Origin of the sequence: Streptomyces sp. NPDC020983 (assembly GCF_044333485.1) — a bacterium.
Classification (GTDB): Bacteria; Actinomycetota; Actinomycetes; order Streptomycetales; family Streptomycetaceae; genus Actinacidiphila.
In genome coordinates this window covers 50,382-74,946 of the sequence record NZ_JBIRRA010000015.1, presented here as the reverse complement: position 1 = coordinate 74,946, position 24,565 = coordinate 50,382, and the positions used below count along the sequence as shown (strand labels likewise).

The 24,565-nt window shown below is 76.4% G+C and carries 25 protein-coding genes; 12 read left to right on the top strand and 13 right to left on the bottom strand.

Features of this window, described 5'->3' with window-relative positions:
- The first annotated feature begins 5 nt into the window (after positions 1-5).
- Positions 6-968 carry a TIGR03557 family F420-dependent LLM class oxidoreductase gene (locus tag ACH4SE_RS28940; protein ID WP_398546449.1) on the top strand — a complete coding sequence of 321 codons (963 nt, stop codon included), beginning with the start codon at positions 6-8 and terminating at the stop codon, positions 966-968.
- Between the two features lie 63 nt (positions 969-1,031).
- Here the strand turns inward: ACH4SE_RS28940 and ACH4SE_RS28935 are convergent, their stop codons facing one another.
- Together ACH4SE_RS28935 and ACH4SE_RS28930 are read right to left on the bottom strand one after the other, a co-directional pair.
- Positions 1,032-2,057, bottom strand: a complete 1,026-nt coding sequence (locus tag ACH4SE_RS28935; protein WP_398546448.1) for an SDR family oxidoreductase — start codon at positions 2,055-2,057, stop codon at positions 1,032-1,034.
- Between the two features lie 29 nt (positions 2,058-2,086).
- Positions 2,087-2,569 (bottom strand): DUF5709 domain-containing protein, encoded by a 483-nt coding sequence (locus ACH4SE_RS28930; RefSeq protein ID WP_398546447.1) that lies wholly within the window; start codon positions 2,567-2,569, stop codon positions 2,087-2,089.
- Between the two features lie 133 nt (positions 2,570-2,702).
- On the opposite strand from ACH4SE_RS28930, the gene ACH4SE_RS28925 reads away from it, so the two are divergent.
- Genes ACH4SE_RS28925 through ACH4SE_RS28905 form a run of 5 tightly spaced genes read left to right on the top strand, consistent with a single transcriptional unit; the run spans position 2,703 to position 6,822 of the window.
- Positions 2,703-4,172, top strand: a complete 1,470-nt coding sequence (locus ACH4SE_RS28925; protein WP_398546446.1) for an aminotransferase class I/II-fold pyridoxal phosphate-dependent enzyme — start codon at positions 2,703-2,705, stop codon at positions 4,170-4,172.
- Positions 4,173-4,220: 48 nt separating this feature from the next.
- Positions 4,221-4,838 carry a flavodoxin family protein gene (locus tag ACH4SE_RS28920; protein WP_398546445.1) on the top strand — a complete coding sequence of 206 codons (618 nt, stop codon included), beginning with the start codon at positions 4,221-4,223 and terminating at the stop codon, positions 4,836-4,838.
- A 52-nt stretch (positions 4,839-4,890) separates the two neighbouring features.
- Complete coding sequence (locus ACH4SE_RS28915) at positions 4,891-5,610, top strand: HemK2/MTQ2 family protein methyltransferase (RefSeq protein WP_398546444.1); 720 nt, start codon at positions 4,891-4,893, stop codon at positions 5,608-5,610.
- Entirely contained in the window at positions 5,594-5,827 is a 234-nt protein-coding gene (locus ACH4SE_RS28910; protein ID WP_398546443.1) for a CDGSH iron-sulfur domain-containing protein, read from the top strand. The genes ACH4SE_RS28915 and ACH4SE_RS28910 overlap by 17 nt, the downstream gene beginning before the upstream one ends.
- The gene (locus ACH4SE_RS28905) at positions 5,824-6,822 is read left to right on the top strand and encodes an iron-containing redox enzyme family protein (protein ID WP_398546442.1); all 999 of its coding nucleotides are present in this window, start codon (positions 5,824-5,826) and stop codon (positions 6,820-6,822) included. The genes ACH4SE_RS28910 and ACH4SE_RS28905 overlap by 4 nt, the downstream gene beginning before the upstream one ends.
- Positions 6,823-6,966: 144 nt before the next feature.
- Here ACH4SE_RS28905 and ACH4SE_RS28900 read toward each other — a convergent pair whose 3' ends face one another.
- The gene (locus ACH4SE_RS28900) at positions 6,967-8,007 is read right to left on the bottom strand and encodes an SDR family NAD(P)-dependent oxidoreductase (RefSeq protein WP_398546441.1); all 1,041 of its coding nucleotides are present in this window, start codon (positions 8,005-8,007) and stop codon (positions 6,967-6,969) included.
- 68 nt (positions 8,008-8,075) lie between these two features.
- Positions 8,076-8,888 carry a SigB/SigF/SigG family RNA polymerase sigma factor gene (locus ACH4SE_RS28895; protein ID WP_398546440.1) on the bottom strand — a complete coding sequence of 271 codons (813 nt, stop codon included), beginning with the start codon at positions 8,886-8,888 and terminating at the stop codon, positions 8,076-8,078.
- A gap of 322 nt (positions 8,889-9,210) precedes the next feature.
- Between ACH4SE_RS28895 and ACH4SE_RS28890 the strand changes: the two genes are divergently transcribed.
- Both ACH4SE_RS28890 and ACH4SE_RS28885 read left to right on the top strand, forming a co-directional pair.
- The gene (locus tag ACH4SE_RS28890) at positions 9,211-9,783 is read left to right on the top strand and encodes a hemerythrin domain-containing protein (protein ID WP_398546439.1); all 573 of its coding nucleotides are present in this window, start codon (positions 9,211-9,213) and stop codon (positions 9,781-9,783) included.
- A gap of 159 nt (positions 9,784-9,942) precedes the next feature.
- Positions 9,943-10,362, top strand: a complete 420-nt coding sequence (locus ACH4SE_RS28885; protein WP_398546438.1) for a DUF2267 domain-containing protein — start codon at positions 9,943-9,945, stop codon at positions 10,360-10,362.
- Positions 10,363-10,389: 27 nt separating this feature from the next.
- On the opposite strand, the gene ACH4SE_RS28880 is transcribed toward ACH4SE_RS28885, so the two are convergent.
- A complete protein-coding gene (locus ACH4SE_RS28880; RefSeq protein WP_398546437.1) occupies positions 10,390-11,205 on the bottom strand; it encodes an SDR family oxidoreductase in 816 nt (271 codons plus the stop codon).
- A 310-nt stretch (positions 11,206-11,515) separates the two neighbouring features.
- Here ACH4SE_RS28880 and ACH4SE_RS28875 point away from each other — a divergent pair, with 310 nt between their 5' ends.
- Complete coding sequence (locus ACH4SE_RS28875; RefSeq protein ID WP_398546436.1) at positions 11,516-13,717, top strand: catalase; 2,202 nt, start codon at positions 11,516-11,518, stop codon at positions 13,715-13,717.
- 257 nt (positions 13,718-13,974) lie between these two features.
- Here the strand turns inward: ACH4SE_RS28875 and ACH4SE_RS28870 are convergent, their stop codons facing one another.
- The 5 genes from ACH4SE_RS28870 to ACH4SE_RS28850 all read right to left on the bottom strand — a co-directional run bounded on the left by ACH4SE_RS28870 (position 13,975) and on the right by ACH4SE_RS28850 (position 19,036).
- On the bottom strand, positions 13,975-14,391 hold the full coding sequence (locus ACH4SE_RS28870) for a CBS domain-containing protein (protein WP_398546435.1): 417 nt from the start codon (positions 14,389-14,391) through the stop codon (positions 13,975-13,977).
- Between the two features lie 176 nt (positions 14,392-14,567).
- Positions 14,568-16,415 carry a glycoside hydrolase family 15 protein gene (locus ACH4SE_RS28865; RefSeq protein ID WP_398546434.1) on the bottom strand — a complete coding sequence of 616 codons (1,848 nt, stop codon included), beginning with the start codon at positions 16,413-16,415 and terminating at the stop codon, positions 14,568-14,570.
- 28 nt (positions 16,416-16,443) lie between these two features.
- Positions 16,444-17,370: a non-homologous end-joining DNA ligase gene (gene ligD / locus ACH4SE_RS28860; RefSeq protein WP_398546433.1), complete on the bottom strand. Its 927-nt coding sequence runs from the start codon at positions 17,368-17,370 to the stop codon at positions 16,444-16,446.
- Positions 17,371-17,372: 2 nt separating this feature from the next.
- Positions 17,373-18,341 carry a non-homologous end-joining DNA ligase gene (gene ligD / locus ACH4SE_RS28855; RefSeq protein WP_398546668.1) on the bottom strand — a complete coding sequence of 323 codons (969 nt, stop codon included), beginning with the start codon at positions 18,339-18,341 and terminating at the stop codon, positions 17,373-17,375.
- 41 nt (positions 18,342-18,382) lie between these two features.
- Positions 18,383-19,036, bottom strand: a complete 654-nt coding sequence (locus ACH4SE_RS28850; RefSeq protein ID WP_398546432.1) for a DNA polymerase ligase N-terminal domain-containing protein — start codon at positions 19,034-19,036, stop codon at positions 18,383-18,385.
- A 934-nt stretch (positions 19,037-19,970) separates the two neighbouring features.
- Here ACH4SE_RS28850 and ACH4SE_RS28845 point away from each other — a divergent pair.
- On the top strand, positions 19,971-20,681 hold the full coding sequence (locus tag ACH4SE_RS28845; protein WP_398546431.1) for an HAD family hydrolase: 711 nt from the start codon (positions 19,971-19,973) through the stop codon (positions 20,679-20,681).
- A gap of 50 nt (positions 20,682-20,731) precedes the next feature.
- Positions 20,732-21,058 (top strand): plasmid stabilization protein, encoded by a 327-nt coding sequence (locus tag ACH4SE_RS28840; protein WP_398546430.1) that lies wholly within the window; start codon positions 20,732-20,734, stop codon positions 21,056-21,058.
- A 22-nt stretch (positions 21,059-21,080) separates the two neighbouring features.
- On the opposite strand, the gene ACH4SE_RS28835 is transcribed toward ACH4SE_RS28840, so the two are convergent.
- The 3 genes from ACH4SE_RS28835 to ACH4SE_RS28825 form a co-directional block, all read right to left on the bottom strand.
- Positions 21,081-22,307, bottom strand: coding sequence for an ANTAR domain-containing protein (locus ACH4SE_RS28835; RefSeq protein WP_398546429.1), 1,227 nt, complete (start codon positions 22,305-22,307; stop codon positions 21,081-21,083).
- A 228-nt stretch (positions 22,308-22,535) separates the two neighbouring features.
- Positions 22,536-22,853 (bottom strand): DUF6479 family protein, encoded by a 318-nt coding sequence (locus ACH4SE_RS28830; protein WP_398546428.1) that lies wholly within the window; start codon positions 22,851-22,853, stop codon positions 22,536-22,538.
- 55 nt (positions 22,854-22,908) lie between these two features.
- Positions 22,909-24,099 carry a zinc-dependent alcohol dehydrogenase gene (locus tag ACH4SE_RS28825; RefSeq protein ID WP_398546427.1) on the bottom strand — a complete coding sequence of 397 codons (1,191 nt, stop codon included), beginning with the start codon at positions 24,097-24,099 and terminating at the stop codon, positions 22,909-22,911.
- Between the two features lie 200 nt (positions 24,100-24,299).
- Here ACH4SE_RS28825 and ACH4SE_RS28820 point away from each other — a divergent pair, with 200 nt between their 5' ends.
- On the top strand, positions 24,300-24,503 hold the full coding sequence (locus tag ACH4SE_RS28820; protein ID WP_398546426.1) for a hypothetical protein: 204 nt from the start codon (positions 24,300-24,302) through the stop codon (positions 24,501-24,503).
- Positions 24,504-24,565 lie beyond the last annotated feature (62 nt).

Genomic DNA, 24,565 nt, shown 5'->3' with positions numbered 1-24,565 from the left:
GCACCATGACGCGTTACGGCTACTTCCTGTCCAGCGAGGAGTTCACCCCGCGCGAGCTGCTCGACCAGGCACGTATGGCCGAGCAGGCGGGCTTCGAGGCGCTGGCGATCTCCGACCACTTCCATCCGTGGAACGACCAGCAGGGTGAGAGCGGCTTCGTCTGGTCGGTGATCGGCGCGCTGTCCCAGGTCACCTCGCTGCCCGTGACCACGCTCGTGACCTGCCCGACCGTGCGGATGCACCCGGTGGTCAACGCGCAGGCCGCGGCCACCTCCGCGACGCTGCTGGACGGCGGCTTCCGCTTCGGCGTCGGCACGGGCGAGGCCCTGAACGAGCACGTCACCGGCGGTGCCTGGCCGGACGCCCCGGCCCGCATGCACATGCTGGAGGAGGCGCTCCAGATCATCCGCAAGCTCTTCACCGGCGAGCGCGTCACCCACCGCGGGCCCCACTACACGGTGGAGAACGCCCGCCTCTACACGCTGCCCGGCGAGCCGCCGCCGCTGTACGTGTCCGGTTTTGGCCCGCAGGCGGCGGCGCTGGCCGGGCGCATCGGCGACGGCTTCGTCACCATGCAGCCGGACGCCGACCTGGTCGCCGGCTTCCGGCGCGGCGGCGGGGGCGACAAGCCGGTGCTCGGCGGCCTCAAGGTCTGCTGGGACACCGACCGGGAGCGCGCGATCGACACCGTGCACCGCCTGTGGCCCAACGAGCAGCTGCCCGGCGAGCTGGCCCAGGTGCTGCCCACGCCCGAGCACATCGAGCAGGCCTCCAGCCTCGTCCGCCGGGAGACCGTCGCTGCGGCCGGCACCTTCGGCGACGACCCGGAGGAGCACGTCCGGGCGATCCGGGCGTACGCCGAGGCGGACTTCGACGAGGTCTACGTGGCCCAGATCGGCCCTGACCAGCAGCAGTTCTTCGACGCCTACCGCAGCAAGGTGCTGCCCGCCCTCCAGGGCGCGGCCTGAGCGGACGGCGGCACGCAGGGAGGGGGGCGCCGCCGGCGCCCCCCCTCCCTGCGTGCCACGCGGTCACGACCTGCGGCGCCCCGCCACGGCCACACCCACCGCGACCCCCGCCGCCGCCACGGCAGCCAGCGCCGTACCGGGGTGCCGGGCCACGCCCGCCTGCGGCGAGCGCTCGTGCGCCCGCTCGTCGAAGGCGCCGTGCGCGCCGAAGTCCCGGCCGCCGCTGCGGTCCAGCGGCTCCCACAGGTTGCCCTGCCGGGAGTCGGGGGAGCCGGGCTCCTCCGTCTGCTGGGAGCCGTAGCCGGTACGGGCCAGGTAGCGGTCCAGCAGCCCCGCCGCGACGCGGTTCCCCAGCACCGTGGCCACGGTGGACGCGCCCACGTAGAACTGCTTGCGCCGCGGGTGCGCCGCGGCGTACACCACGGCCCGCGCCGCCACCTCCGGCTGGTAGATCGGCGGGACGGGCTGCGGATGGTGCGGCAGCCGCGAGAGCACCCAGGAGAACTGCGGGGTGTTGACCGCGGGCATCTGCACCACGGTGATCCGCACGCCGCTGCCGCGGTGCATCAGCTCCGTCCGCACCGACGAGGTGAAGCCGTTGACGGCGTGCTTGGCACCGCAGTAGGCCGACTGGAGCGGGATGGACCGCTCCCCGAGCGCCGAGCCGACCTGCACCACCGTGCCGCGGTCGCGCGGCAGCATGCGCGACAGCGCCTCGCGCGTGCCGTTGACGTAGCCGAGGTAGCTGACCTCCGTCACCCGCCGGTACTCCTCCGGCGAGATGTCGGTGAACTGCGCGAAGACCGAGGCGAAGGCGACGTTCACCCACACGTCCAGCGGTCCGAAGGCTCGCTCCACCGCATCCGCGGCCGCCGTGACGGCCGCCGGGTCGGCGACGTCCGCCGGGGCCACCAGCGCCTCCCCGCCCAGCTCCCGTACCTCCCGCGCCGCCGCCTCCAGGCCGTCCCGGCCGCGAGCGACCAGACCGATCCTCGCGCCGCGGCGCGCGAACTCCCGTACCGTCGCCCGCCCGATGCCGCCGCTGGCACCGGTGACGACCACTGTCCTGCCCGTCAGATCGGCCCGCACGCCGTCCCCACCTCCTGATCGATTCCTCGTCACTCGCGCTCCTCGGCGCCCGCTGTTCCCTCGGGGTCGTCCGTCACGTGCACCGCCGCCTCCTCCGCGCCGGCCGCGGCGCCGTCCACGCCGACGTCCTCGGCCGTCACCGGGTCGCGGGTCCCCCGCTCCATGCCCTGGTCGGCCGCGACGAGCCGGCCGGCGCGCACGTCGCCCGCCTCCGGGTCCACCGGCTCACCCGCGGTGTCGGAGGCGTCGCCGATGCCGTCGCCGCGGTCCGGCGTCACGTCCGGCGTCTCCTGGGCCAGCCGCTGGTCCAGCGACTCGCCCTCGCGCTGCTCCTCGGCCGTGGTGCCCGGGCCGTCCACGGCGTAGGGCCGTTCGGGGGGCGAGTAGCCCTTGTCCAGCTCGGCGTCGTAGTCGTCCTCGCCGAGCGCGTCCTCCATGTCCAGCGGGTCGGCCTGCTCGTCCTCGTCACCGGTCGGCTGGTAGACCTCGTCGCCCATCGTCTCGTCGCTCATGGCGGCGCTCCTTCCGCAAAGCGGTGTGGCCTGCGGCTGCCCGCTGCGCGTCCCGCCATGCATGCGGCCCCCCGCGCCCGCGGTCCGGGGAAGGGCACGCGTACGGTCCCGCGGCCCGGGGCATGCGCCCGCCATGGACCATTCCGAGGCACCGGTACTCGACGCACTCGCCGCCTACCACGCCGAAGGGCAGCTGCCCTTCACCCCGCCCGGCCACAAACAGGGACGCGGCGCCGATCCCCGGGTGCGCGAGGTGCTGGGGGACGCGGTGTTCGCCGCCGACGTCCTCGCGGTCGCCGGGCTCGACGACCGGCTCTCCAGGGGCCAGGTGCTGGAGCGGGCCCAGGAGCTGATGGCCGACGCGGTCGGGGCCGAGCACACCTTCTTCTCCACCTGCGGCAGCTCGCTGTCGGTCAAGGCCGCGATGCTCTCCGTGGCCGGGCCGCACGAGAAGCTGCTGGTCGGGCGGGACGCGCACAAGTCGGTGGTCGCCGGGCTCATCCTGGCCGGCATCCGCCCCGTCTGGGTCGAGCCGCAGTGGGACCCCGAGCGGCACCTGGCCCACCCGCCGAGCCCGGAGTCGGTGGCCGCGTGCCTGGACGAGCACCCGGACGCGCGCGGCATGCTCGTCACCAGCCCGACCCCGTACGGCACCTGCGCCGACCTCGCCGGCATCGCGGAGGTCTGCCACGCGCGCGACCTGCCCTGCATCGTGGACGAGGCGTGGGGCGCCCATCTGCCCTTCCACCCCGACCTGCCGGCCTGGGCCATGGACGCCGGGGCCGACGTCTGCGTGACCTCCGTGCACAAGATGGGCTCCGGCCTGGAGCAGGGCTCCGTCTTCCACCTCCAGGGCGACCGCGTCACCCCGGAGGTCCTGGCCTCGCGCGCCGACCTGCTCGGCAGCACCAGCCCCTCGGTCCTCCTGTACGCGGGCCTCGACGGCTGGCGGCGGCAGATGGTCGAGCACGGCCGGGCGCTGTTCGACGCCGCCCTCGCCCTCGCGCACCGCACGAGGGCGGACATCGACGCCATCGACGGCCTGCACGTCAACGGCCGCGACGACTTCTGCGGCCCGGACCGCGCCGCAGACATGGATCCGCTCCAGGTCTTCGTCGACCTCGGCGCGCTGGGCACCGGCGGCTACGCGGCCGCCGACTGGCTGCGCACCCACCACCGCATCAACGCGCACGTGTCCGACCACCGCCGGGTCAGCGCCCAGCTCACCCACGCCGACGACGACGCGAGCGCCGGGGGCCTGGTGCGCGCGCTGCGCGACCTCGCCGGCCACGCGGGCGAGCTGCGGCCCGCGCCCCGGGTGGACGTACCGGACCCCGCCGACCTGCGGCTGGAGCAGGTCGTGCTGCCCCGCGACGCCTTCTTCGGGCGGATCGAACAGGTGCCCTGCGACAAGGCGGTCGGGCGCGTCGCGGCGGAGATGCTCACCCCCTACCCGCCGGGCGTCCCGGCGGCGCTGCCGGGGGAGCGGCTGAACGCGGCCGTCGTGGACTACCTGCGGTCGGGCGTCGAGGCGGGGATGTCCGTCCCGGACGCCTCGGACACCACGGTGGGCACCGTCCGCGTCCTGGCCGAGGACGGGTGACACGCCGCAGGGATGTTTCGCGGAGCGGTCCGGGGATATCCGCGAGGTATGACCGAGCAGGACGAATTGCGGGCACTTGCCCTGGTATGCACGCTCAAGCCGAGCCCCTCGCGTTCCAGCTCCCAGCTGCTGGCCGAGCAGGTGCTGGAGGCGCTCGGCGGCCACGGCGTCACCGGTGAGACGGTGCGCATCGCCGACCACGACGTGCGACCGGGCGTGACGGCGGACGCGGGGGACGGCGACGCCTGGCCCCGGATCCGCGCGCGGATGCTCGCCGCCGACATCCTCGTCCTGGCCACGCCCATCTGGCTCGGCCATCCGTGCAGCGTCGCCCAGCGGGTGCTGGAGCGCCTCGACGCGGAGCTGTCGGAGACCGACGGCGAGGGCCGGATGCTCACGTACGGCAAGGCCGCCGCGGTCGCCGTGGTGGGCAACGAGGACGGCGCCCACAAGGTGAGCGCCGACCTCTACCAGGGCCTCAACGACGTCGGCTTCTCCCTCGCGCCGAACGCCGTCACCTACTGGGTGGGCGAGGCCATGCACGGCACCGACTACCAGGACCTGGACGAGACGCCCGACAGCGTCAGGACCACCACCGCGACGCTCGCGGCCAACACCGCGCACCTCGCGCGCGTGCTGCGCGGCGCACCCTACCCGCCGGTCTGACACCCCCGACCGGATCCGGGCGGCCGTCCGCCCCCGATTGACAGGAGCCGCCGTGCCGAACCAGGTCAGCGCCCCCGCCGCCGCAACCGTTCCCGACGCCCCGCCCGTGCTGGACCGGGTGTGGCGCCTGCCCGGTGTCTACCGCCCGCAGGCCGACACCGCCCTGCTCGCCGCCGCACTCCACCACGAGGTGGTGCCCGGCAGCGACGTCCTCGACGTCGGCACCGGCAGCGGCGCCCTGGCGCTCTACGCCTCGCGGCTCGGCGCCCGCGTCGAGGCCGTCGACGTCTCGTGGCGCGCGCTCGCCGCGACCCGGGTCAACGCCCTGCGCGCCGGCCGCCGCATCGAGGTGCACCGCCGCGACATCCGGCGCCTCGCCGGCCGCACCGGCGGACGCGCCTACGACCTCGTGCTCAGCAACCCGCCGTACGTCCCCGCGCCGCCCGGCGGGCCGCCCACCGCGCACCGCGCGGCCCGCGCGTGGGACGCGGGCCCCGACGGGCGGCAGGTGGTGGACGCGCTGTGCACCGCCTCCGCCGGGCTGCTGCGCCCCCACGGGGTGCTGCTCATGGTGCACTCGGCGCTGTGCGGACCGGAGCGCACCGTCGACCGGCTGACCGGCCTCGGCCTGTCCGCCGAGATCCGCACGCGCGCCCGGGTCCCGTTCGGGCCCGTGCTGCGCTCCCGGCTGCCCTGGCTGCGGGCCGGCGGTCTGCTGGCAGGGCAGGACGAGCAGGAGGAGCTGGTGGTGATCCGTGCCGAACGCCGATGAGCCGCGCTCCCGCGAGCCGGCGCCGCGCCGGGTGAGCGTCGAGCAGGACGGGCCCGTCGTGGTGGAGGGGCCCGTCGAGGTCGTCGCCGACGACGGCACCGTGGCGGTCTCCGACCGCTTCGCCGTCGCGATCTGCACCTGCCGCCGCAGCGCCAGCTACCCCTGGTGCGACACCAGCCACCGCGCGCACGAGCGCCGCAGGAAGGACCGCACGTGACCACGACGACCCGCCCGCACGCCCCCGCCCTGCCCTCGGCCCGCGGGCCGCTCTCGCACGGTGTGATCCGGGCGCTGCACACCGGGCACGTCCCCGACCCCGGGCTGCGGGCGCTCGCCGCCGGCGCCGAGCCGTACGGCGACGACCTCCACCTCGCCCTCTACGTGCTCTACGAGCTGCACTACCGCGGCTTCGCGGGAGTCGCCGACGACCGCGAGTGGGACGCGGACCTGCTGGACGTCCGGCGTGCGCTGGAGGACCGCTTCCTCGCCGCCCTGCGCCGCGACGTGCCCGGCCCGCGCGATCCCGCCGAGGTCCTCGCCGAGCTGCTCGTCGAGCCCGCCGACACCTCCGGCTCCGTCTCCCACCACCTGCGCCGCCACGGAGACCTGGACACTTTCCGGGAGTACGCCGCCCTGCGCTCCCTCTACCACCTCAAGGAGGCCGACCCGCACGCCTGGGTGCTGCCCAGGCTGGACGGCCGGGCGAAGGCGGCCATGGCGGCGATCGAGTACGACGAGTTCGGCGCCGGCCGCGCCGACCAGGTGCACGCCCGGCTCTTCGCCGACCTCATGGCCGATCTCGGCCTCGACCCCTCGTACGGCCGCTACCTCGACCGCGCCCCCGCGCCGATGCTCGCCGTGGTGAACGTGATGTCGCTGTTCGGCCTGCACCGGGCCCTGCGCGGCGCGCTGGTCGGCCACTTCGCCTGGGTCGAGGTGACCTCCTCGCCCGGCTCCCGGCGGCTCGCCTCCGGTCTGCGCCGGGCGGGAGCGGGCCCGGCCGCGCAGCGCTTCTACGACGAGCACGTCGAGGCCGACGCGGTCCACGAGCAGGTGGTGCGCCACCAGGTCGTCGAGGGGCTGCTCGCGGCGGAACCGGACCTTGCCGCGGACGTGGCCTTCGGGGCGGACGCCACCACCTTCCTGGAGGACCGCTTTGCCGAGCACCTGCTGGCGGCCTGGCGTTCCGGGCGCTCGGCGCTGCGCTGCTGACCGCCGCCCGGGAGCCGCCCGGGGTCAGCCGGTACGCACCACGGCGGCGGCACCCCGCAGAGCAGGAAGCGCCACGTCCCGGCCCCGCCGCGCTGCCGTGCCTTCCCGCCGGTCCCGGCCGGGAAGGCACGGCACGGCACGCCCTCAGGCGGGATTCCCGGCCGCCCCGTGCGGCGGGTTGCGGCGCTGGTTCAGCCGGGCGGACGCCCGGTCGTTGAGGGCGCTGCCCCAGGCGCGCAGCCTGCGCAGCACGGGCGGCAGGGCGCGGTCAGCCGCCGCCTCCACCTGCCGGCCGGGCACCGGTGAGGCCGGCTCCCCGTCCGGCGGGGCCGCGGGCAGCGCCCGGGCGGCGAGCGAGGTGAGCCTGACGGTCAGGGCCGGTGCCAGGCCGTGCCCCAGGTCCGCCGCCTTGGCGGCGGGGGTCAGGACGATCCGCGTCCGGCGCCGTTCCAGCGCGGAGACGACACGCCCGGCGGCCCGTCCGGCGTCCATCGACACCAGCGGGCTGCCCGCCACCGCGGAGAACCAGCCGAACTCGCGCTCCGCCTGCCCGCCGAACTCCGCGGCCAGGTGCGACCCGGTCCGCATCAGCCCCGGGTGCACCGCCGTGACGCTCACGCTGCTGCCCGCCAGCTCGGCGTGCAGCCCCTCGGCGAGCGCCGAGACCGCCGACTTGGCGCAGGAGTACGGCAGCAGGTGCGGGGCGGCGACCAGGCCGCCGACCGAGCCGATCAGTGCCAGCCGCCCGCCCGCGGGGCTGCGCCGCAGCCACGGCAGCGCCTCCAGCGCGGTGTGCACCGATCCCATGAAGATCGTGTCGGTCGCCGCCGCGAAGTCCTGCGTGCCGAGGGAGTCCAGCGGCGCGACCTGGATGATCCCCGCGTTCGCCACGACGACGTCGACACCGCCGTGCGCGTCCGCCGCCTGCCGCATGAGGGCGGCCACCTGGCCGCGGTCGGTGACATCGCAGCGCACGGTCCGCACGGCGGCGCCGGGGTGGTCGCGCAGCAGCAGCCCGCGCGCCCGCTCCAGTTCCCCGGCGTCGCGCGCCGCGATCGTCACGGCGCAGCCGCGGGCCAGCAGCCGGTCGGCGATGCGCAGGCCCAGCCCGCGCGAGCCGCCGGTCACCACCGCGGACAGTCCCGTCAGTCCCTGCTTGCCGCCCGGGTCGAACAGGCCCTTCATGGCGGCCTCCTTCCCCTGCGCGTTTCATGGTGCCCCGGGTCGTCCACCCGGGGTGGGGCCCGCCGCGCTCACACGCGGGCCGGCTCCTCGGCCACGGCCCGCCGCACCTGCTCGCAGGTCGTCGACAGCAGCCGGGAGACGTGCATCTGGGAGATCCCGAGCGCATCGGCGATCTCGGCCTGCTTCATGTCCTGGAAGAAGCGCATGAACAGGATCCGCCGCTCGCGCGGCGGCAGCGCGGTCACCTCGGGGCGGACGGCCTCGCGGTCCACGACCGTCTGGAAGGCGTCGTCCTCGCGCCCGAGCGCGTCCTCCAGGACGCCGTCGGCGCCCGGCCCGAGCGGCGCGTCGAGCGACAGCGCCGCGTAGCCCTGGAGGGCGCCGAGCCCGGCGCGCACGTCGTCGTGCGAGAGCCCCGTGCGCTCGGCGATGACCTCGACGGGGGCGCGGTCGCCGATCTCCTGGCACACCGCGCGCACCTTGGCGCGCGCCTCCTGCACGCCGCGCGGCACGTGCACGCTCCACGAGCAGTCCCGGAAGTGGCGCTTCAGCTCGCCGTCGATGGTGGGCACCGCGTAGGTGGCGAAAGCCTTGCCCTGGCCGGGGTCGAAGCGGTGGACCGCCTTCACCAGCCCGAGCGCGGCGACCTGCCGCAGGTCGTCGAGCGACTCGCCGCGGTCGCGGTAGCGGCGGGCGAGGCGTTCGGCCATCGGGAGCCAGGCCAGGACCAGCCGCTCGGACAGGTCGTGCCGCTCCCGCGGGCACCTGGCCGAGTGGAGCCGCAGGAAGAGCGCGTCGGTGCCGTCCGGCTCGTCGTGCCTGCGGGTACGGCGGGCCGGGGGAGCGGCATGGGCGCCGGGGGGTGGGAGTGTCGAGCACATGGCACTCGCTTCGCCGGAGAACTGAGGGGAGGCCGGCGCCGTGCACGCGGCCCGGGGCGCAAGAAGGAAAGCAGCCCCATGCGTACCTGCTGTCCCAAGCACAGTCCGACGCCTGCCCCACCTCCGCCCCCGCAAACCGCACCAGCCGTCTCTCCACCCGGATGCACTAGCGATGCCCCCGCGACCCGCCGTGACCTGCACGGATCGGGGCGGCGCGAGGCCGCGGCGGCGCCGGGCCCGGTTTGGCCCCGGCGGCAGCGGTTATCCGCCCCCCGAACACCGCCGTCCCCCGACGGGGCGGCGGGAGAGGGAGGAGCCGACGATGAGTTCTGCCACAGCCGAACGGACCCAGGCGGCCCGGCTGCCCGACGGGGACGTGATCGCGGTGCTGCTGAGCCAGCACGCCCGGATCCGGGACCTGTTCGAGACCGTCCGCAACACCCGCGGGGAGCGCCGCAAGGAGGCGTTCGACGAGCTGCGGGCGCTGCTGGCCGTCCACGAGGTGGCCGAGGAGGTGGTCGTGCGCCCGGTCGCCAAGGACTCGGCGGGCGAGCGCGAGGCGGCGGCCCGCGACGACGAGGAGGCGGAGGCCGCCAAGGTGCTCAAGCGGCTGGAGGGGATGGACGTCGACAGCGCCGAGTTCACCGCCCTCTTCGCCGAGTTCGAGCGGGCGGTCGGCGACCACGCCGACCACGAGGAGGCCGAGGAGTTCCCCGCGCTGATGCGCGACTGCACGGAGGAGCGCCGCAAGGCCATGGGCGAGCGGCTGCGCGCGATCGAGCGCCTGGCGCCCACGCACCCGCACCCCAAGGCCGCGGGCAAGCCGGCCGCGCTGGTCCTGACCGGCCCCTTCGCGGCCATGATGGACAAGGTCCGGGACGCGGTGGGCCACTGAGCCGCCGGACGCGGCACCGGAGTGCGGGCGGGGCGGGGAAGCCGGGGAGGCTTCCCCGCCCCGCCCGCGATAGTCGCGCCCGCAGCGGGTACCCGCTCCAGTGCCCGCCCGCGGGCCGTGCCTGCGGCCCGGCGGGACGCGAGCGCGCAGGGAGGTGCCATGCAGCACAACGAGATGATCGGGAAGGTCCAGGAGATCGCCGGGCTGCCCGACCGCGCATCCGCCGAACGAGCCACCGGCGCGGTGCTGCGCACGCTCGGGGAGCGGATCGCCCCCGGGCTCGCCGAGCACGTCGCCGCCCAGCTGCCGCCCGATCTGGGCGAGCACCTGCGGGCGGCCGCCAGGGACGCCGGGCGCGACGGGCGCGGCCGGGCGGCGGGGGAGCGGTTCGACCTGACCGTGTTCGCAGGACGCGTCTCCGGCCGCGCCGGGGTGCCGGACGGGGCGGCCGTACGGGACAGCGCCGCCGTCCTGGAAGTGCTGGACGGGGCGCTGTCGCCGGAGCTGATGGGCAAGGTCGCCGCCGACCTGTCGGCGGACCTCGGCGAGCTGCTGCCGTCCGGCCGGGCGCGCGGGTAGGCCGCGACCCGGCCGGAAGGCGTCGTCTCAGGGGCGGCGCCAGTCGTCCGAGGCCAAATGGGAGCCCGCCATCGGCCCCATCCGCAGCATCCCGCCGTCCACCGCCCAGGACGCGCCCGTGACGTACGACGCGGCGGGCGACGCCAGGAAGGCGATCACCGCGGCGACCTCCCGGGCGTCCCCGGGGCGCCGCAGCGGGATGCCGGGCCGCTCCGTGCCCCGCACGTCGCTGTCCTCCTGCCCGGTCATCGGGGTCGCGATCTCGCCCGGCGCCACCGCGTTGACGGTGATCCCGTGCCCGGCCAGTTCCAGGGCCATCACCTGGGTCAGCAGCCCGAGCCCGCCCTTGGCGGCGCAGTACGGGCCCGCGCCCACCCGGGGCTGGTGCTCGTGCACGGAGGTGATGTTCACGATCCGGCCGCCGCCGCCCTGCGCGATCATGCGCCGGGCGGCCCGCTGGCACAGCAGGAAGGGGCCGCTCAGGTCGACGTCCAGCACGTGCCGGAAGGTGTCCAGGCCGATGTCCAGGAAGGGCGTCGAGGTGCCGGTGCCCGATCCGTTGACCAGGACGTCCAGCCGGCCGAGCCGTTCGGCCACCGCGTCGGCGACGTCCGCCGCGGCGGGCAGGTCGCCCAGGTCCAGGTGCTCGGTCACCGCGCGGACGCCGTGCTCGCGTGCCTCGGCCGCGGTGCTCTCGGCGCCCTCCCGGTCGCTGTGCCAGGTGACCGCGACGTCCAGCCCGTCGGCGGCCAGGCGTACCGCGGCCGCCCGCCCGATGCCGGAGTCGCCGCCCGTCACCAGGGCCGTCCGCCGCTCCTGCGGATCCCGAAGTGTCCCGCTCACGTCCGTCGCCTCCTCCGTGTCGCCTTCCCCGCCGGGGGATCACCGGCGGCGGGTACCCGCACGGCGGCGGCTCATGCGCGGCGGGCGCGGGCACCGGGGAGGCACGGGTCCGTCCGGGTGATCGAGCGGGCCCGCGGTGGTTGGCGGCCGCGATCCGGGGCACCCGTCACCCGCCGGTCCTCTGCGACCGGCCGGTCCGCACCCCACCCGGCTGCCAGGGCGCGGGGTGGCGACCTGCGCCCCTGCGGCCCGGCACCCCTCCGGGGGCCGCGGGGGCAGCCCTGCGTCCGCAACGTGAGGAGAGCCTGCCGTGAGCGGCACCGACCACCAGCGCAACGAGATCCCCGGAGCCCCCGCCCCCGAGCCGCCCCCGGTGGACGAGCCCACGTCGCCCCGCGAACCGCTGCCGCCCAAGCCCGACCAGCGCGGACCCGAGACCGTCAGCCCCACCGGGCAGCCGACCGGCGCCGACCCGGCCGACGTCGCCCAGCGCGGCGCGTACCTGACGACCGCCCAGGGCGCGCGGCTGCACGACACGGACCACTCGCTCAAGGCGGGCCCGCGCGGCCCGGTGCTGCTCCAGGACCACCACCTGCGGGAGAAGATCACCCACTTCGACCACGAGCGCATCCCCGAGCGCGTGGTGCACGCGCGGGGAGCCGCCGCGCACGGCGTCTTCGAGTCCTACGGAACGGCCGCCCGCATCACCCGCGCGGCCTTCCTCGCCGAGGGCGCCCGCACCCCGGTCTTCGTGCGCTTCTCCACCGTGCTGGGCTCGCGCGGCTCCGCCGACACCGTGCGCGACACCCGCGGCTTCGCCACGAAGTTCTACACCGACGAGGGCGTGTTCGACCTGGTCGGCAACAACATCCCGGTGTTCTTCATCCAGGACGCGATCAAGTTCCCCGACGTCGTGCACGCCGCCAAGCCCCACCCGGACCGGGAGATCCCCCAGGCGCAGAGCGCCCACGACACCTTCTGGGACTTCGTCACCCTGCACACCGAGGCGACCTTCCACACCCTCTGGAACATGTCCGACCGGGGCATCCCGCGCTCGTACCGGATGATGGAGGGCTTCGGCGTCCACACCTTCCGGCTGGTGGACGCCGAGGGCGCGACCACGCTGGTGAAGTTCCACTGGAAGCCGCGGCTCGGTGTGCACTCCATGGTGTGGGAGGAGGCGCAGATCACCTCGGGCGTCGACCCCGACTTCCACCGCCGGGACCTCGCCGACGCCATCGAGGCCGGCGCGCACCCGCAGTGGGAGCTGGGCGTGCAGACCTTCCCGGACACCGAGGAGCAGATGTTCGAGGGCATCGACCTGCTCGACCCGACCAAGATCGTGCCCGAGGAGCTGGCCCCCGTGCAGCCGGTCGGGCTGCTCACGCTGAACGCGAACCCGTCGAACTACTTCGCCGAGACCGAGCAGGTCGCCTTCCACGTCGGCAACCTCGTCCCCGGCATCGACGTCACCAACGACGCGCTCATGCAGGGCCGGCTGTTCTCGTACGTCGACACGCAGATCACCCGGCTGGGCGGTCCGAACTTCCCGCAGCTGCCGATCAACCGCACCCACGCCCCCGTCAACGACATGCTGCGGGACGGCATGCACCAGACCGCCGTGCACCGTGGCGTCGCGCCCTACCGGCCGAACTCCCTCGACGGCGGCTGCCCCTTCACCGCGGGCGCCGCCACGGGGGCGTACATCGAGGCGCCGGTGGAGGTGCCCGCGTCCCGCAAGGTGCGGGACGCCGCCGCGTCCTTCGACGACCACTTCAGCCAGGCCCGGCTGTTCTGGCGCAGCATGACGGCGCCCGAGCGCGAGCACATCGCCGCCGCGTACGGTTTCGAGCTCGGCAAGTGCTACGAGACCGCGATCAAGGAGCGCGGCCTGAAGGTGCTGGCCAACATCGACGGCGAGCTGTGCAGCACCGTGGCCGCGGCCCTCGGCCTGCCGGTGCCCGAGCCGACCGTCGAGCTGGCCGACCCCGAGCCGAGCCCCGCGCTGTCGCAGATCGGCCAGGAGTGGCCGGTGGACGGCCGGGTCGTCGGCATCGTCGTCGGCGACCCCGCGCAGGACGTCACCGAGGCGCGGCAGGCGGCGCTCGGCGCGGGCATGGTGCCGCTGGTCATCGCCCCGACGGGCGGCGAGGGCGTCCAGCGCACGTTCGCCACCGCGCGCTCCGTCGAGTACGACGCCCTCGTGCTGGCCGCGGCGCCGCAGCCCGCCGCCGACGCGCACGGGGCCCGCGACGCCAAGGCGTCCGAGGACGCCGCGGCCGTCACGGACGTCGACCCCCGCGTCCTGCTGCTGCTCACCGAGGCCTACCGGCACGGCAAGGCGGTCGCCGTGTACGGCGGCGGCGAGGCGGTGCTCGACGCGGTCGGCCTGACCGTCTCCGAGCCCGGCGTCCTCGCGGCGTCCGGGGGCGGCGACGCGCTCCAGCAGCTCGTCCCGCTGCTGCGCGCCCACCGCGTCTGGGACCGCTTCCCGACCGTCCTGGGCGGCTGACCCGCCGGACACCCCACGCGCCCCCGCCACCGGCCCCGCGCCGGCGGCGGGGGCGCTTCGGACGCTCCGGACCGCTCCGGACCGGGGGCGCCGCGGTCGACTGCGCAGGCAGCTTCCGGACGGCCCCGCGTGCGTACCCCGCGCGCCCCGCCGGCCCTGCCGGTGGGGCGCCCGGCGCCGCACAGGAGCGAACCCTCGACCTCAGGTGAAGGGTGAGGTCGAGGGTTCGCTCCGGTGGCGCAGCGCGCGGGCCGCGCTCAGTCCGTGGACAGCGCCTGCAGCAGCTCGCCCACCTTCGGATTCGGCAGCGAGCGCGCCACGTCCGCCTGCGCGACCATGCCCACCAGCCGGTGGCCGTCGATCACCGGCAGCCGGCGGGTCTTGTGCGAGGACATGGTGCGCAGAATCTCCTCCGCGTCGTCGTCCGCGCCGATCGTCACCGCCTTGCCCTGGGCCAGCTCGCGCGTCCTGGTGCTCGCCGGGTCCTTGCCGCGGCCCAGTACCTTCACGACGATGTCGCGGTCGGTGACCACGCCCTTGAGGCGGTCGTCGTTGCCGCAGATCGGCAGCGCGCCCACCCCGAGATCGGTCATGGTGCGCGCGGCGTCCAGGACGGTCTCGTCCTCGCCGACGCACTGGGCGCCCGGCGTCATGATCTCCCGTGCGGTCGTCATCTTCGTCCTTCCCCCGGCCGTCGGCCGGTGTGCCGAGTACGCCCGCCCGCGCACCGCGCGGCCGGGTACGTCCGCGCCGGTACCCGGTCCCGGGCACCGGCCGTACCGGGTACCCGTCCCGCGGCGGCACTCACACGTGCGGGGGCACGGTCCCGCGCGGCGCCCGCCCGGGTGCCTCAGCCGGGCGGGCCCTCCTGCGCCAGCCGCGCCGACGCCTCCAGCATCAGGGCGTGCACGAAGGCCTGGGGGAGGTTGCCGCGCATCTCCCGCTGCGCCGTGTCGTACTCCTCGGCGTACAGCCCGGCCGGACCGCACGCCGCGCGGTTGCGCTCGAACCAGCGGTAGGCCGAGCCGGTCCGCCCGCGCTGGTGCTCGGCCATGGCGACCGCGAAGCCGCACATCACGAACGCGCCCTCGGCGTGCGCGAGCGGGCGGTCGTCGTGGCGGAAGCGGTAGGCGAAGTGGTCCTCGGCCAGCTCCGCCAGGTACGCGTCGAGCGTCGCCGTGCTGCGCGGGTCGCCGGCGGGAAGGGCGCCGCGCAGCGCGGGGAAGAGCAGTGCGGCGTCGGGGCGGGGGTCGTCGGGGGCGCGCTGCCAGCGGCCGGACGGGTGCCGGCCGTCGTCGTCCGCCGCCGCGACGACGGTGTCCGCGAGCGCCCGCCAGTGCGCCGCCTGCCGGGCGGGCACCCCGGCGCCGGCGAGGGCCCGCAGCCCCGCGGCGCAGATCAGCCGGCTGTGCGTCCAGTGCCGGGGCGCCAGCTCCCAGATCCCGGCGTCCGGCTCCCGCCAGCGCTTCTCGACCGCCTCCGCGGCCGCCAGCGCGGCCCGCCACCCGTCGCCGTCCAGCCGGTCGTGCCGGGCCGCGGCGGCGAGCAGCAGCAGGCACTCGCCGAAGGCGTCCAGCTGGAACTGCCCGCTGACCTGGTTGCCGACCAGGTCGAAGCCGCCGGGGTAGCCCGGCAGGTCCAGCCGCCGCTGGTCGGGGATGGGCCGCCCGTCCACGGTGTACGCGGGCCGCAGTCCGGCCCCGTCCTCGGCCAGTCGGGCGGTGACGAAGCGCACGGCGTCGTCGAGCAGTGGGTGGGCCCCCGCGGCGGCCACCGCCTGACCGGCGTAGCACTGGTCGCGGATCCACACGTAGCGGTAGTCGTAGTTGCGGCCTTCCTCGGCGCGCTCGGGCAGGCTGGTGGTCGCCGCGGCGACCATGCCGGCCGGGCCGGTCAGGCCGCGCATCACCGCGTACGCGTGCCGCGCGTCGCGCGGCGCCAGCACGCCGTCCAGCACGGGCACCGCGGACCGCCACGCCTCGCGGGTGGCCCGCCAGGCCTGCTCTGGGTCGGGCGGGGCGCCGTCCAGCGGCCGGTCGGCGATCTCCAGCACCAGGTCGTACGACCGCCCGGGCTCGGCGGTCAGGTCGAGTTCGAGGCGGCGGCCCGCGGCCGGCCGGGCGTCGCCGACCGCCCCCGACCAGCGCAGCCACAGGCCGCCCGCGCGGCCCTGCCAGCAGCCGTGCGCGTCGCGCTCCAGACCGCGCAGCGCGTGCTCGCCGAAGTCCGCCGCGGGTTCCAGCACGGCCCGCAGCGCGACGGGCCGCTCCGGCGGCAGCACGCGGCGCAGCAGCACGGCCCGGTGCGGCTCACCGGGGAAGGCCAGGGCCTCGCGGCACTCCACCACGCCGTCGTCCCGGGTGATCCAGCGGCTGCGCCAGACCAGCGAGCGGTCCTCGTAGTAGCCGCCCCACACGAACCGCCCGGCGGGGGCCAGCGCGTAGCCGCCGCGGCCCCCGATCAGCGAGGCGAAGACGGCGCCCGAGTCCCAGCGGGGCGCGCACATCCACACGTACTCCCCGAGCGGCCCCAGCAGAGCGCCGCGCTCGCCGTCCGCGACGAGGGCGTAGTCGCGCAGCGAGCGCGGCGGGAAGGCGTCACCGCCGTGCGGGGCCTCCCGCCCGGCCGCGCCCTCCCTGCTCCCCGGCCCGTCCGCCTCGCCGTTCGCGTCCGGTCCGGCGTTCCTGCCACCGCTCACCGCGTTTCCTCCACCCGGTCCGTGCCGTTCATCGTCCGTGCTCCTTCTTCCGCAGTGCGTCCAGCCGCCGCCGGGCGGCCCCCAGGGAGCGGCCGCGCGGGGCGCCGCGCCAGGGGTCCGCCGCGGCGAGCCGGTCCGCGTCGGCGAGTGTCCAGCGGCGGGCCGTCGTCTCCGGGTCGTCCACGTCGTCCCAGGCCAGCGGTGCCGCGACGGGTGCGCCGGGGAGGGAGCGGACGGAGTAGGGGGCCACCGACGTCTGGCCGTAGCCGTTGCGCTGCACGTCCAGGTAGAGGCGGCCGCGGCGGGCGGCCTTGCGGGGCTCGGCGGTGAGGCTGTCCGGGTGGCGGGCCACCAGCAGCTCCGCGGCGTCCCGCGCGAAGGCCCGCACCTCGTCCACGGGCGCCCTGGCGTCGAGCGCGACCAGCACGTGCAGGCCGCGCGAGCCGGTCGTCATCACCGTGGACGGCAGCTCCAGCTCGTCCAGCAGGCCGCGCACCCGCCGGGCCGCCTCCCGCACCGGTGCGAAGTCCGCGTCCGGCGGGTCGAGGTCGAAGACCAGCCGGTCGGGACGGTCGGCGTGCTCGGCGCGGGAGAGGAAGCGGTGCAGCGTCACGCACGCCTGGTCGGCGAGGTAGACCAGGGTGGCGGTGTCGTCGCAGACGGTGTAGGTGACCGTGCCGCCCTCCTTGGGCAGCACGGCGCGGTGCACCCAGTCCGGCACGTGGCCGGGCGTGTCCTTCTGCACGAAGCCGTGGTCGGCGATGCCGCCCGGGCGCCGCTCCAGCATGAGGGGGCGACCGCGCAGCTGCGGCAGCATCCGCGGGGCGACGGTCCTGTAGTACGCGGCGAGATCCGCCTTCGTGACGCCGTCGTCGGGGAAGAGCACCTTGTCCGGGCGGCTGATCCGCACCGAGCGGCGCCCGGCCCGCACCGTCTCCTGCGGCGTTCGCGGCATCGTCAGCGCCTCCCTGCCGGCTTCTCGCGGACCACCTCGGCGGGGTCCTTGTCGTCGCGCAGGCCGAGGAAGCGCGGGTGGCGCAGCCGGCCGTCGCGCGTCCACTCGGTGAAGGCGACCTGGGCGACCAGTTCCGGGCGCGCCCAGTGCGCGGTGCGCTCGCGCACCGGGTCGGCGAAGGGCGAGCGGCCGGTCCCCAGCGCGTCCAGCCGCTCGCGCAGGGCGCGCAGCGTCCGCGTGTCGTAGCCCGTGCCGACCTTGCCCGCGTAGCGCAGCCGGCCGTCCTCGTGGTAGCCGACCAGCAGGGCGCCGAAGCCCACCCGGCTGCCGGCCGGCTCGGTGAAGCCGCCGATCACCAGTTCCTGTCCGGCGGCGCATTTGAGCTTGAGCCAGTTCGGCGAGCGGCGGTGGGCGTACGGCGCCGACGCGCGTTTGGCGATCAGCCCCTCCCAGCCCCAGCCGCAGGCCCGGTCCAGCAGCTCCTGACCGCCCCGGTTGCGGTGCGGGGTGAAGCGCAGCGGCGCGCGGAAGTCCAGCGCGTCCCGCAGCAGCGCCTTGCGGACCCGCTGCGGGAGCCCGGTGGTGTCGATCCCGCCGAGCCGCAGCAGGTCGAAGAGGTAGTACGTGACGGTGACCCGGCTGGCGCGCACGGCGGCCGGATCGGTGAGGCCGCTGCGCTGCTGGAGCAGGGCGAAGTCGGTGCGGCCCCGGTGCAGCGCCACGATCTCGCCGTCCACGACGAAGTCCTCGCAGGCCTGCCCCGCGAGCGCCGCGGCGGCCTCCGGGTAGGTGGCGTTCAGCCGCTGCCCGGTGCGGGACCACAGCTCCACGCGTCCCTCCCGGTCGCGCGAGGCCAGCAGGCGGATGCCGTCCAGTTTCCGCTCGAAGATCCAGCCCTCGCCGAACTCCCGCACGTCGCTGAGCTGCGCCAGCATCGGGGTGCCCGGGCCGTCCCCGGCGGGCCGCAGCATGCCGCGCTCCCGCTCGCTCAGCCGGTCCAGCAGCCGCGGGCTCACGAGGACGCCCTGTCGCTGCTCCAGGTGTCCGCCTCGCCCGCCTGCGCCGCCTCGCGGATCTGCGCCAGGGTGCGGCCGCTGAGGGCCGAACGGGCCCGCCGCGGGTCGGGCGTGGGGTGCCGGGAGGCCCGCGTGCCGGCGCGCTTGACCAGCAGCCACGCCTCCCGGTCGCCCTCGGAGCCGCGGATCCGGGTCAGCGAGTAGCCGCCGTGCAGCTTGTGGCCCGCCAGGCGGAAGGACACGTGCCCGCGCTCCACGCCCTCGGCGAGCGGTACGGGGCGGCCCCGCCGGTCCCGCGTCACGTTCTCGTACGTGCCCTCGTCCCAGACGATCACCGCGCCCGCGCCGTACTCGCCCTCGGCGATGGTGCCCTCGAAGTCCCGGTAGTCCAGCGGGTGGTCCTCCGTCGGCATCGCCAGCCGCTTGTCGTGCGGGTCGTCCGAGGGCCCCTTCGGCACCGCCCACGACTTCAGCACGCCGTCGGCCTCCAGCCGGAAGTCGAAGTGCATGCTGGACGCGTCGTGGATCTGCACCACGAAGGACGGCTCGCCGCCGTGCCCGGCGCCCTTCGCGCCGCGCCCCGCAGGCTCGCGGGTCCTGGTGAAGTCGCGCCGCCGGCGGTACTCGCCCAGCGTGTCCCTGTCGGCCATGGAAGACCCTCCTCCCGCCTCGCTCACCTGGCGCGTACCCGGCCGGGGGAGGGCTATCCGCACCGGGCCAGCGCTCAGCGCGCGGGCTGCTGCGCCGCCCTCCCGCGGATCGGCCGGCAGGCCCGTGCGGACCCGCGGCCCTCGGCCCGCAGCACCGCGGAAGGGTGGACCGCCGGTACGGCCCGCGCGGCCACCGGGGCCTCCCGCGCCGTCCCGGGACCACCGTGCCTCCCCGCTCACGGTCGTCCCGCGTACCGTGCCCCCGGTCCTTCGCGGCACGGAAGTCCCCCGGGCAGCGCCCGCCCCGCCGTGGCGCCCGGCGCCACCACGACCCGCGGGCGCACCAGCCGCCGCCCGGCCGCGAGCCGCGGGCGGGACGCGGACATCTCGGGGAGCGTCGCCGGCCTGCGGACGCGCCGCTTGCCGCCCGCCTGGCGGTGGGAACGCGAAGTGCTCGACGGCGTGGGTGGGGCGGACGGGCCCGTCGGCGAGCCCGCCTCCTCGCGCGCCCGGTCCGGCAGCCGCCCGGCGGTCCGAGGAAGGGCTCGCCCTCCCGTCCTCGCCGGGCTGCTGCCCGGCCCCGACGGGACGGGCCTGCGGGCTGCCCGGGCCGAGGACCGTCCGCGTGGCGTCGGCGTCGAACGGCAGCCCCGGCAGCCCGCGGCGGCATGAGCCGGGCCGGGCAGCAGCCCGCGCCGGCAGGACGGCGTGGCGCCGCAGCCCGCGCCGGGCGTCCCGTCGCTCGCCGTGTGCGCCACCCGACGCTCCCTCGGCCGCCCTCGCGGGGGACGGGTCCCCCGGACGGCGCAAACCCGCCGCCTCGGGGGGCGGAGCAGGAATGCGGCGTTCCGGATCGGGTAGCCGCCGCAGCAGGGAGCGGCGGGCCGCGGTGCGGCCCGGACCGCCACCACACCCCATCCGCAGGGAGGCGTGTATGACGGGCAGCGGGCAGGACGGCGGCGCCGCGGCCGCGCTCTTCGACGTCGACGGCACGCTGATGGACACCGTGCAGCTGCACACCGTCGCGTGGTGGGAGGCGCTGCGCCAGAGCGGCCGGACCGTCGCCATGACCGACGTCCAGCGGGCCGTCGGGATGGACGGTACGCACCTGCTGGACGCCCTGGTGGGCGAGGACCGCGACCGCGAGGGCGACAAAGGCCTGAAGGCGGCGCACGACGCCCTCTACGCGCAGTTCTGGTCGCGCCTGGTCCCGCTGGAGGGCGCCGCCGACCTGCTGCGGGCGTGCGCCGCGCGCGGGCTGCGGGTCGTCCTGGCCTCCTCGGCGTCGGCCAGGGAGGCGGAGGTGATGCTCCGCGCCCTGGACGCCGGGGACGCGATCCACGCCGTGACCACGTCCGACGACGTGGAGGCCGGCAAACCCGCGCCCGACGTGGTGCAGCAGGCGCTCGAACGGGCGGACGTCGGCCCCGGCCGGGCCGTCTTCGTCGGCGACGCGGTGTGGGACCTGCGGTCCGCCGGAAAGGCCGGCGTCACCGGCCTCGGCGTCCTCACCGGCGGCGGTTACTCCCGCGAGGAGCTGCTGGCGGCGGGCGCGGCCGCCGTCTACCGCTCTCCCGCCGAGCTGCTCGACCGGCTCGACGGCAGCCCGATCGGCGCGCTGGCCCGGGGGAGGAGCCCCGGCTGAGCCGCCGCGCCGCCACGCCCCCCGAAACCCCCGACGAGAGGAGCGGCACGATGCCCGCCGGATCCAGCAGCAAGCGCGAACGGCAGTACGAGCACATCAAGGACAGCGCGCAGAAGCGCGGCGCGTCCGCGGGACGCGCCAAGGAGATCGCCGCCCGCACCGTGAACAAGGAGCGGGCCCGCTCCGGCGAGTCGCGCTCGGCGAGCAGGACGTCGACCGGTGACCCCAAGTCGGCCTCCCAGCGCGGCGGCCAGCGCTCGCACAGCGGCGCCCAGGGGCCGACCAGGGACCAGCTCTACGAGGAGGCCAGGAAGAAGAACGTCGAGGGCCGCTCGCAGATGAACAAGGAGCAGCTGCGCCGGGCCGTCGGGCGCTGAGCACCCGGAGGACCGGCCGCCGTCACGCCTCGCGCGTGGCGGCGGCCCGCGCGTGCAGCAGTTCCAGGGCGTCGAGCAGCACGGTGCGCCGGTACCACGACAGCCAGCGGGCGGTGTCGGCCGCCAGGGCGCCCAGCGCCGCGTGGAGGCCCGGCGGCGGCGTCCGGCCGGGCCCGGCCTGCTGCACGGACAGCGCGCCCGTGCACGCGGAGCCCGGCGCCACGACGGGTACGGCGTGCACGGTGTGCGCGCCCGCGATGTGCGCACGCTCCTCGCCCGGATGCGCCGGGACGGTCTCGGTGCCGGTGACCGGGCGCCCGCTGTCGTGCGCGCGGGCGGCGGCGGTGGCGGCGCTCACCACGTGCGCGTAGGCGTCGCAGTACTCCGCGGTGTGTCCGCGGTGGGCCTCGAGGACCAGCGCCCCGCCCTGCCCGCGGTCCGCGAGGTGCAGTGCCGCGGCGTCCGCGCCCGTGCGCTCCACGGCGCCGGCGACGACGGCCTGCAGCACCCGCCCGCGCTCGGCGGGATGCCCGCCGAGCGCGGCGAGCAGCGGCACGTCGGGCGGCGGTACGCGCCGCCGGCCCGCGAACCACGGCCCCGAGCGCGGGGGCGGGGGAGCGGACACCAGTGCCGAGGCGAGCACCCTCAGCGGCACGTTGCGGGCCTGCGACACGTCGCGCAGGAGGGCGAAGGCGGCCTGCGGCTCCGCCAGGCCGTAGCGGGCCAGCACCATGCCCTGCGCGACGCCGATCAGGCCGCGCGACCGCGCCCTGGCCCGCAGCCCGTACAGCTCCGCGCGCAATCCGGCCACGCTCCCGCCGGCGGGAGCCGCGCCCGCCGCCCCGGGCGCCTCCGGCAGGGGGGCCGCCGTGGGACCGGCCGCGAGGGCCGCGAGCGCGTCGGTGACGGACGCGTGCACTCCCACCCCGGGCAGCAGCGCCCGGACCAGCGCCTGCCGGGTCCGCGGGTCCGGGGTGACCGCCGCGACAACGCCCCCGTCGTACTGCCGGGTCGCCGCGTCGAGCGCCGCGACCGCGGCCTCGCCGAGCAGTGTGACGTCGGCGAGGTCCAGCACCAGCGGCTGCCCGAGCGTACGGGCGGCCGCCACGTGGCGGGCCATGCGCCCGGCGAGTGCCGCGGCGCGGGAGGCGTCCAGCACGCCTGCCAGGCGTACGACCTGCACGCCCCGCACGTCGGGACCGGTGGCGGCGGGCAGGACGCCGCCGGACGCTGCACGACGCGGATCCACCGCACACCCCGGCCCTCGGTCGGACTCCGGCCGCTGCCTGACCGCTTTCGCCTACCCCGCCACTCTTGCCGCCGGCCGCCGGGAGCCGCAAGCGCGCCCGGCGCCCGGTTGACCCGCCTCGGCCGGCCGCCCGCGGCGGACACGCCCCGCCGGGACAGCCCGGAGCCCCGGAGGCCGTTGGGCCGTCCGGGGCTCCGGGCGCCGTCGCCGCGCCTGCCTCGCGTGCCGTCAGGTCCGCGGGTCGCCGTCGTGCGAGCGGGCCGAGTGGTGCGTCTCGTCCTCCCGGGGCTCGTGCCATCCGGGACCCTCGCTCCCGGCCTCGCCGTGCGAGCGCATCGTGTGGTGGGTCTCGCCCTCCTGCGGTTCGTGCCACGACCCGGCCCGGGGCTGCGGCTCGCGCACGGGGCCGCGCCGGCGCTGCAGCGCACGGGCGCCCCACCAGAAGGCGAGGATGAGCACGCCCACGATGATGACGCCGAAGATCACGGCCCACGCGGTGACGCTCGACGACGCCAGCTCGGTGGTCTGCCGTACCGCTGTGATCACGGAAATCCGCCTCCCTTGCAAGTCCGGTCCGCGCGCGAGGCGGATCCGCTTCCGGTCATGGCCGGAAGAGCATCTTGATGGCGCCGTCTTCCTTCTTCTGGAAGGTCGCGTACGCGTCCGGCGCCTCGTCCAGTGGCACGTGGTGCGTGGCGAAGCCGTCGACGCCCAGCGGGTCGTCGTCGGTGAGCAGCGGCAGGATGTCGTCCGTCCAGCGGCGGACGTTGGCCTGCCCCATGCGCAACTGGATCTGCTTGTCGAACATGGTGAGCAGCGGCACCGGGTCGGCCGCGCCGCCGTAGACGCCGCTGACCGAGATCGTGCCGCCGCGCCGTACGAGCGCGATGGCCAGGTCCAGCGCGGCCATCCGGTCCACCCCCGCGACCTGCATCAGCTTCTCCGCCCAGGCCGACGGGAGCATGCCCGCCGCGGTCTGGGCGAGCCGGGCGGCCTGGCTGCCGTGCGCCTCGGTGCCGACGGCGTCGACGACCGCGTCCGGGCCGCGCCCGTCCGTGAGGTCCTTGACGGCGTCGACCAGCTCGTCCCGCGAGTCGTACTCGCGCAGGTCGAGGACCTTCACGCCGTCCGCCCTGGCCCGCTCCAGGCGCTCGGGCACGAGGTCGACGCCGATGACCGTCCCGGCACCGCGGTGCCGGGCGATCCGGCAGGACATCGCGCCGATCGGGCCGAGGCCCAGCACCGCGATGCTGCCGCCGTCCGGCACGTCGGCGTACGCGACCGCCTGCCAGGCGGTGGGGAGCACGTCGGAGAGGTAGACGAAGCGGTCGTCGTCCGGTCCGTGCGGCACCTTGATCGGGCCGAACTGCGCCTGCGGGACGCGCAGGTACTCCGCCTGGGCGCCCGGCACCGCGCCGTACAGCTTGGTGTAGCCGAACAGCCGCGCGCCCATGCCGTGCTCGGTGACCTGGGTGGTCTCGCACTGCGTGAACAGGCCGCGGGAGCACATCCAGCACGTGCCGCAGGCGATCTGGAAGGGGACGACGACGCGGTCGCCCGGCTTGAGGTTCCGCACCGCGGGGCCCGTCTCCTCCACGATGCCCATCGGCTCGTGCCCGAGGATGTCGCCGGGTGTCATGAACGGTGTCAGGACCTCGTACAGGTGCAGGTCGGAACCGCACAGTCCGGACGAGGTGACGCGGATGACGGCGTCGGTGTCCTCCTCGATCCGTGGATCGGGGACGTGCTCCACCCGGACGTCCCGCTTGCCGTGCCACACGGTGGCGCGCATACGTCTCCACCTTCCTTCGGACGTGCCCGCTGCGGACTCTTCCGGCCGCGTCCGGTCCTCACCGGCCCGGACGGCCACAGGTGCGCGTGCCCCGATTGTCCGCCGCGAAACGAGTCCGCGCGTGGTGTTTTGCGACGCTACGGACGGAAATGCGCGTCTATGAGATCCCCCGACGACGAGGACGGAAGGCGGAGACCGGCATGGGCAGGAACACGCAGGCCAACGACGCGCGGCGCAGCCGCCGCGGCGCCTCCGCGGAGGAGTCGGCGCGCGGCAGGGCGGGCACGGACCGGAAGACCGGGCCGGGCGGACCGGACACCCGCGCGCACGGCACCGACAAGGGCGGCCGCGGCGGCGGCCGCGGCGGGGGAGTGCCCCCGGAGCAGCACCCCGACCACCCGTGACCGCCGGGGCGGCCCGGACGCCCGCCGCGTCCGTGCCGCCCCGCGTCCCGCACCCCAGGAGG

Bases quoted from the DNA above. Each gene is read 5' to 3' on its own strand.
- ACH4SE_RS28925 (WP_398546446.1), top strand. From the start codon at position 2,703: ATGGACCATTCCGAGGCACCGGTACTCGACGCACTCGCCGCCTACCAC.
- ACH4SE_RS28870 (WP_398546435.1), bottom strand. From the start codon at position 14,391: ATGACGACCGCACGGGAGATCATGACGCCGGGCGCCCAGTGCGTCGGC.
- ligD (WP_398546668.1), bottom strand. From the start codon at position 18,341: ATGCTGCGGCCCGCCGGGGACGGCCCGGGCACCCCGATGCTGGCGCAG.
- ACH4SE_RS28850 (WP_398546432.1), bottom strand. From the start codon at position 19,036: ATGGCCGACAGGGACACGCTGGGCGAGTACCGCCGGCGGCGCGACTTC.
- ACH4SE_RS28900 (WP_398546441.1), bottom strand. From the start codon at position 8,007: ATGAAGGGCCTGTTCGACCCGGGCGGCAAGCAGGGACTGACGGGACTG.
- ligD (WP_398546433.1), bottom strand. From the start codon at position 17,370: ATGCCGCGAACGCCGCAGGAGACGGTGCGGGCCGGGCGCCGCTCGGTG.
- ACH4SE_RS28820 (WP_398546426.1), top strand. From the start codon at position 24,300: ATGGGCAGGAACACGCAGGCCAACGACGCGCGGCGCAGCCGCCGCGGC.
- ACH4SE_RS28930 (WP_398546447.1), bottom strand. From the start codon at position 2,569: ATGAGCGACGAGACGATGGGCGACGAGGTCTACCAGCCGACCGGTGAC.
- ACH4SE_RS28840 (WP_398546430.1), top strand. From the start codon at position 20,732: ATGCCCGCCGGATCCAGCAGCAAGCGCGAACGGCAGTACGAGCACATC.
- ACH4SE_RS28895 (WP_398546440.1), bottom strand. From the start codon at position 8,888: ATGTGCTCGACACTCCCACCCCCCGGCGCCCATGCCGCTCCCCCGGCC.
- ACH4SE_RS28825 (WP_398546427.1), bottom strand. From the start codon at position 24,099: ATGCGCGCCACCGTGTGGCACGGCAAGCGGGACGTCCGGGTGGAGCAC.
- ACH4SE_RS28940 (WP_398546449.1), top strand. From the start codon at position 6: ATGACGCGTTACGGCTACTTCCTGTCCAGCGAGGAGTTCACCCCGCGC.
- ACH4SE_RS28845 (WP_398546431.1), top strand. From the start codon at position 19,971: ATGACGGGCAGCGGGCAGGACGGCGGCGCCGCGGCCGCGCTCTTCGAC.
- ACH4SE_RS28920 (WP_398546445.1), top strand. From the start codon at position 4,221: ATGACCGAGCAGGACGAATTGCGGGCACTTGCCCTGGTATGCACGCTC.
- ACH4SE_RS28890 (WP_398546439.1), top strand. From the start codon at position 9,211: ATGAGTTCTGCCACAGCCGAACGGACCCAGGCGGCCCGGCTGCCCGAC.
- ACH4SE_RS28885 (WP_398546438.1), top strand. From the start codon at position 9,943: ATGCAGCACAACGAGATGATCGGGAAGGTCCAGGAGATCGCCGGGCTG.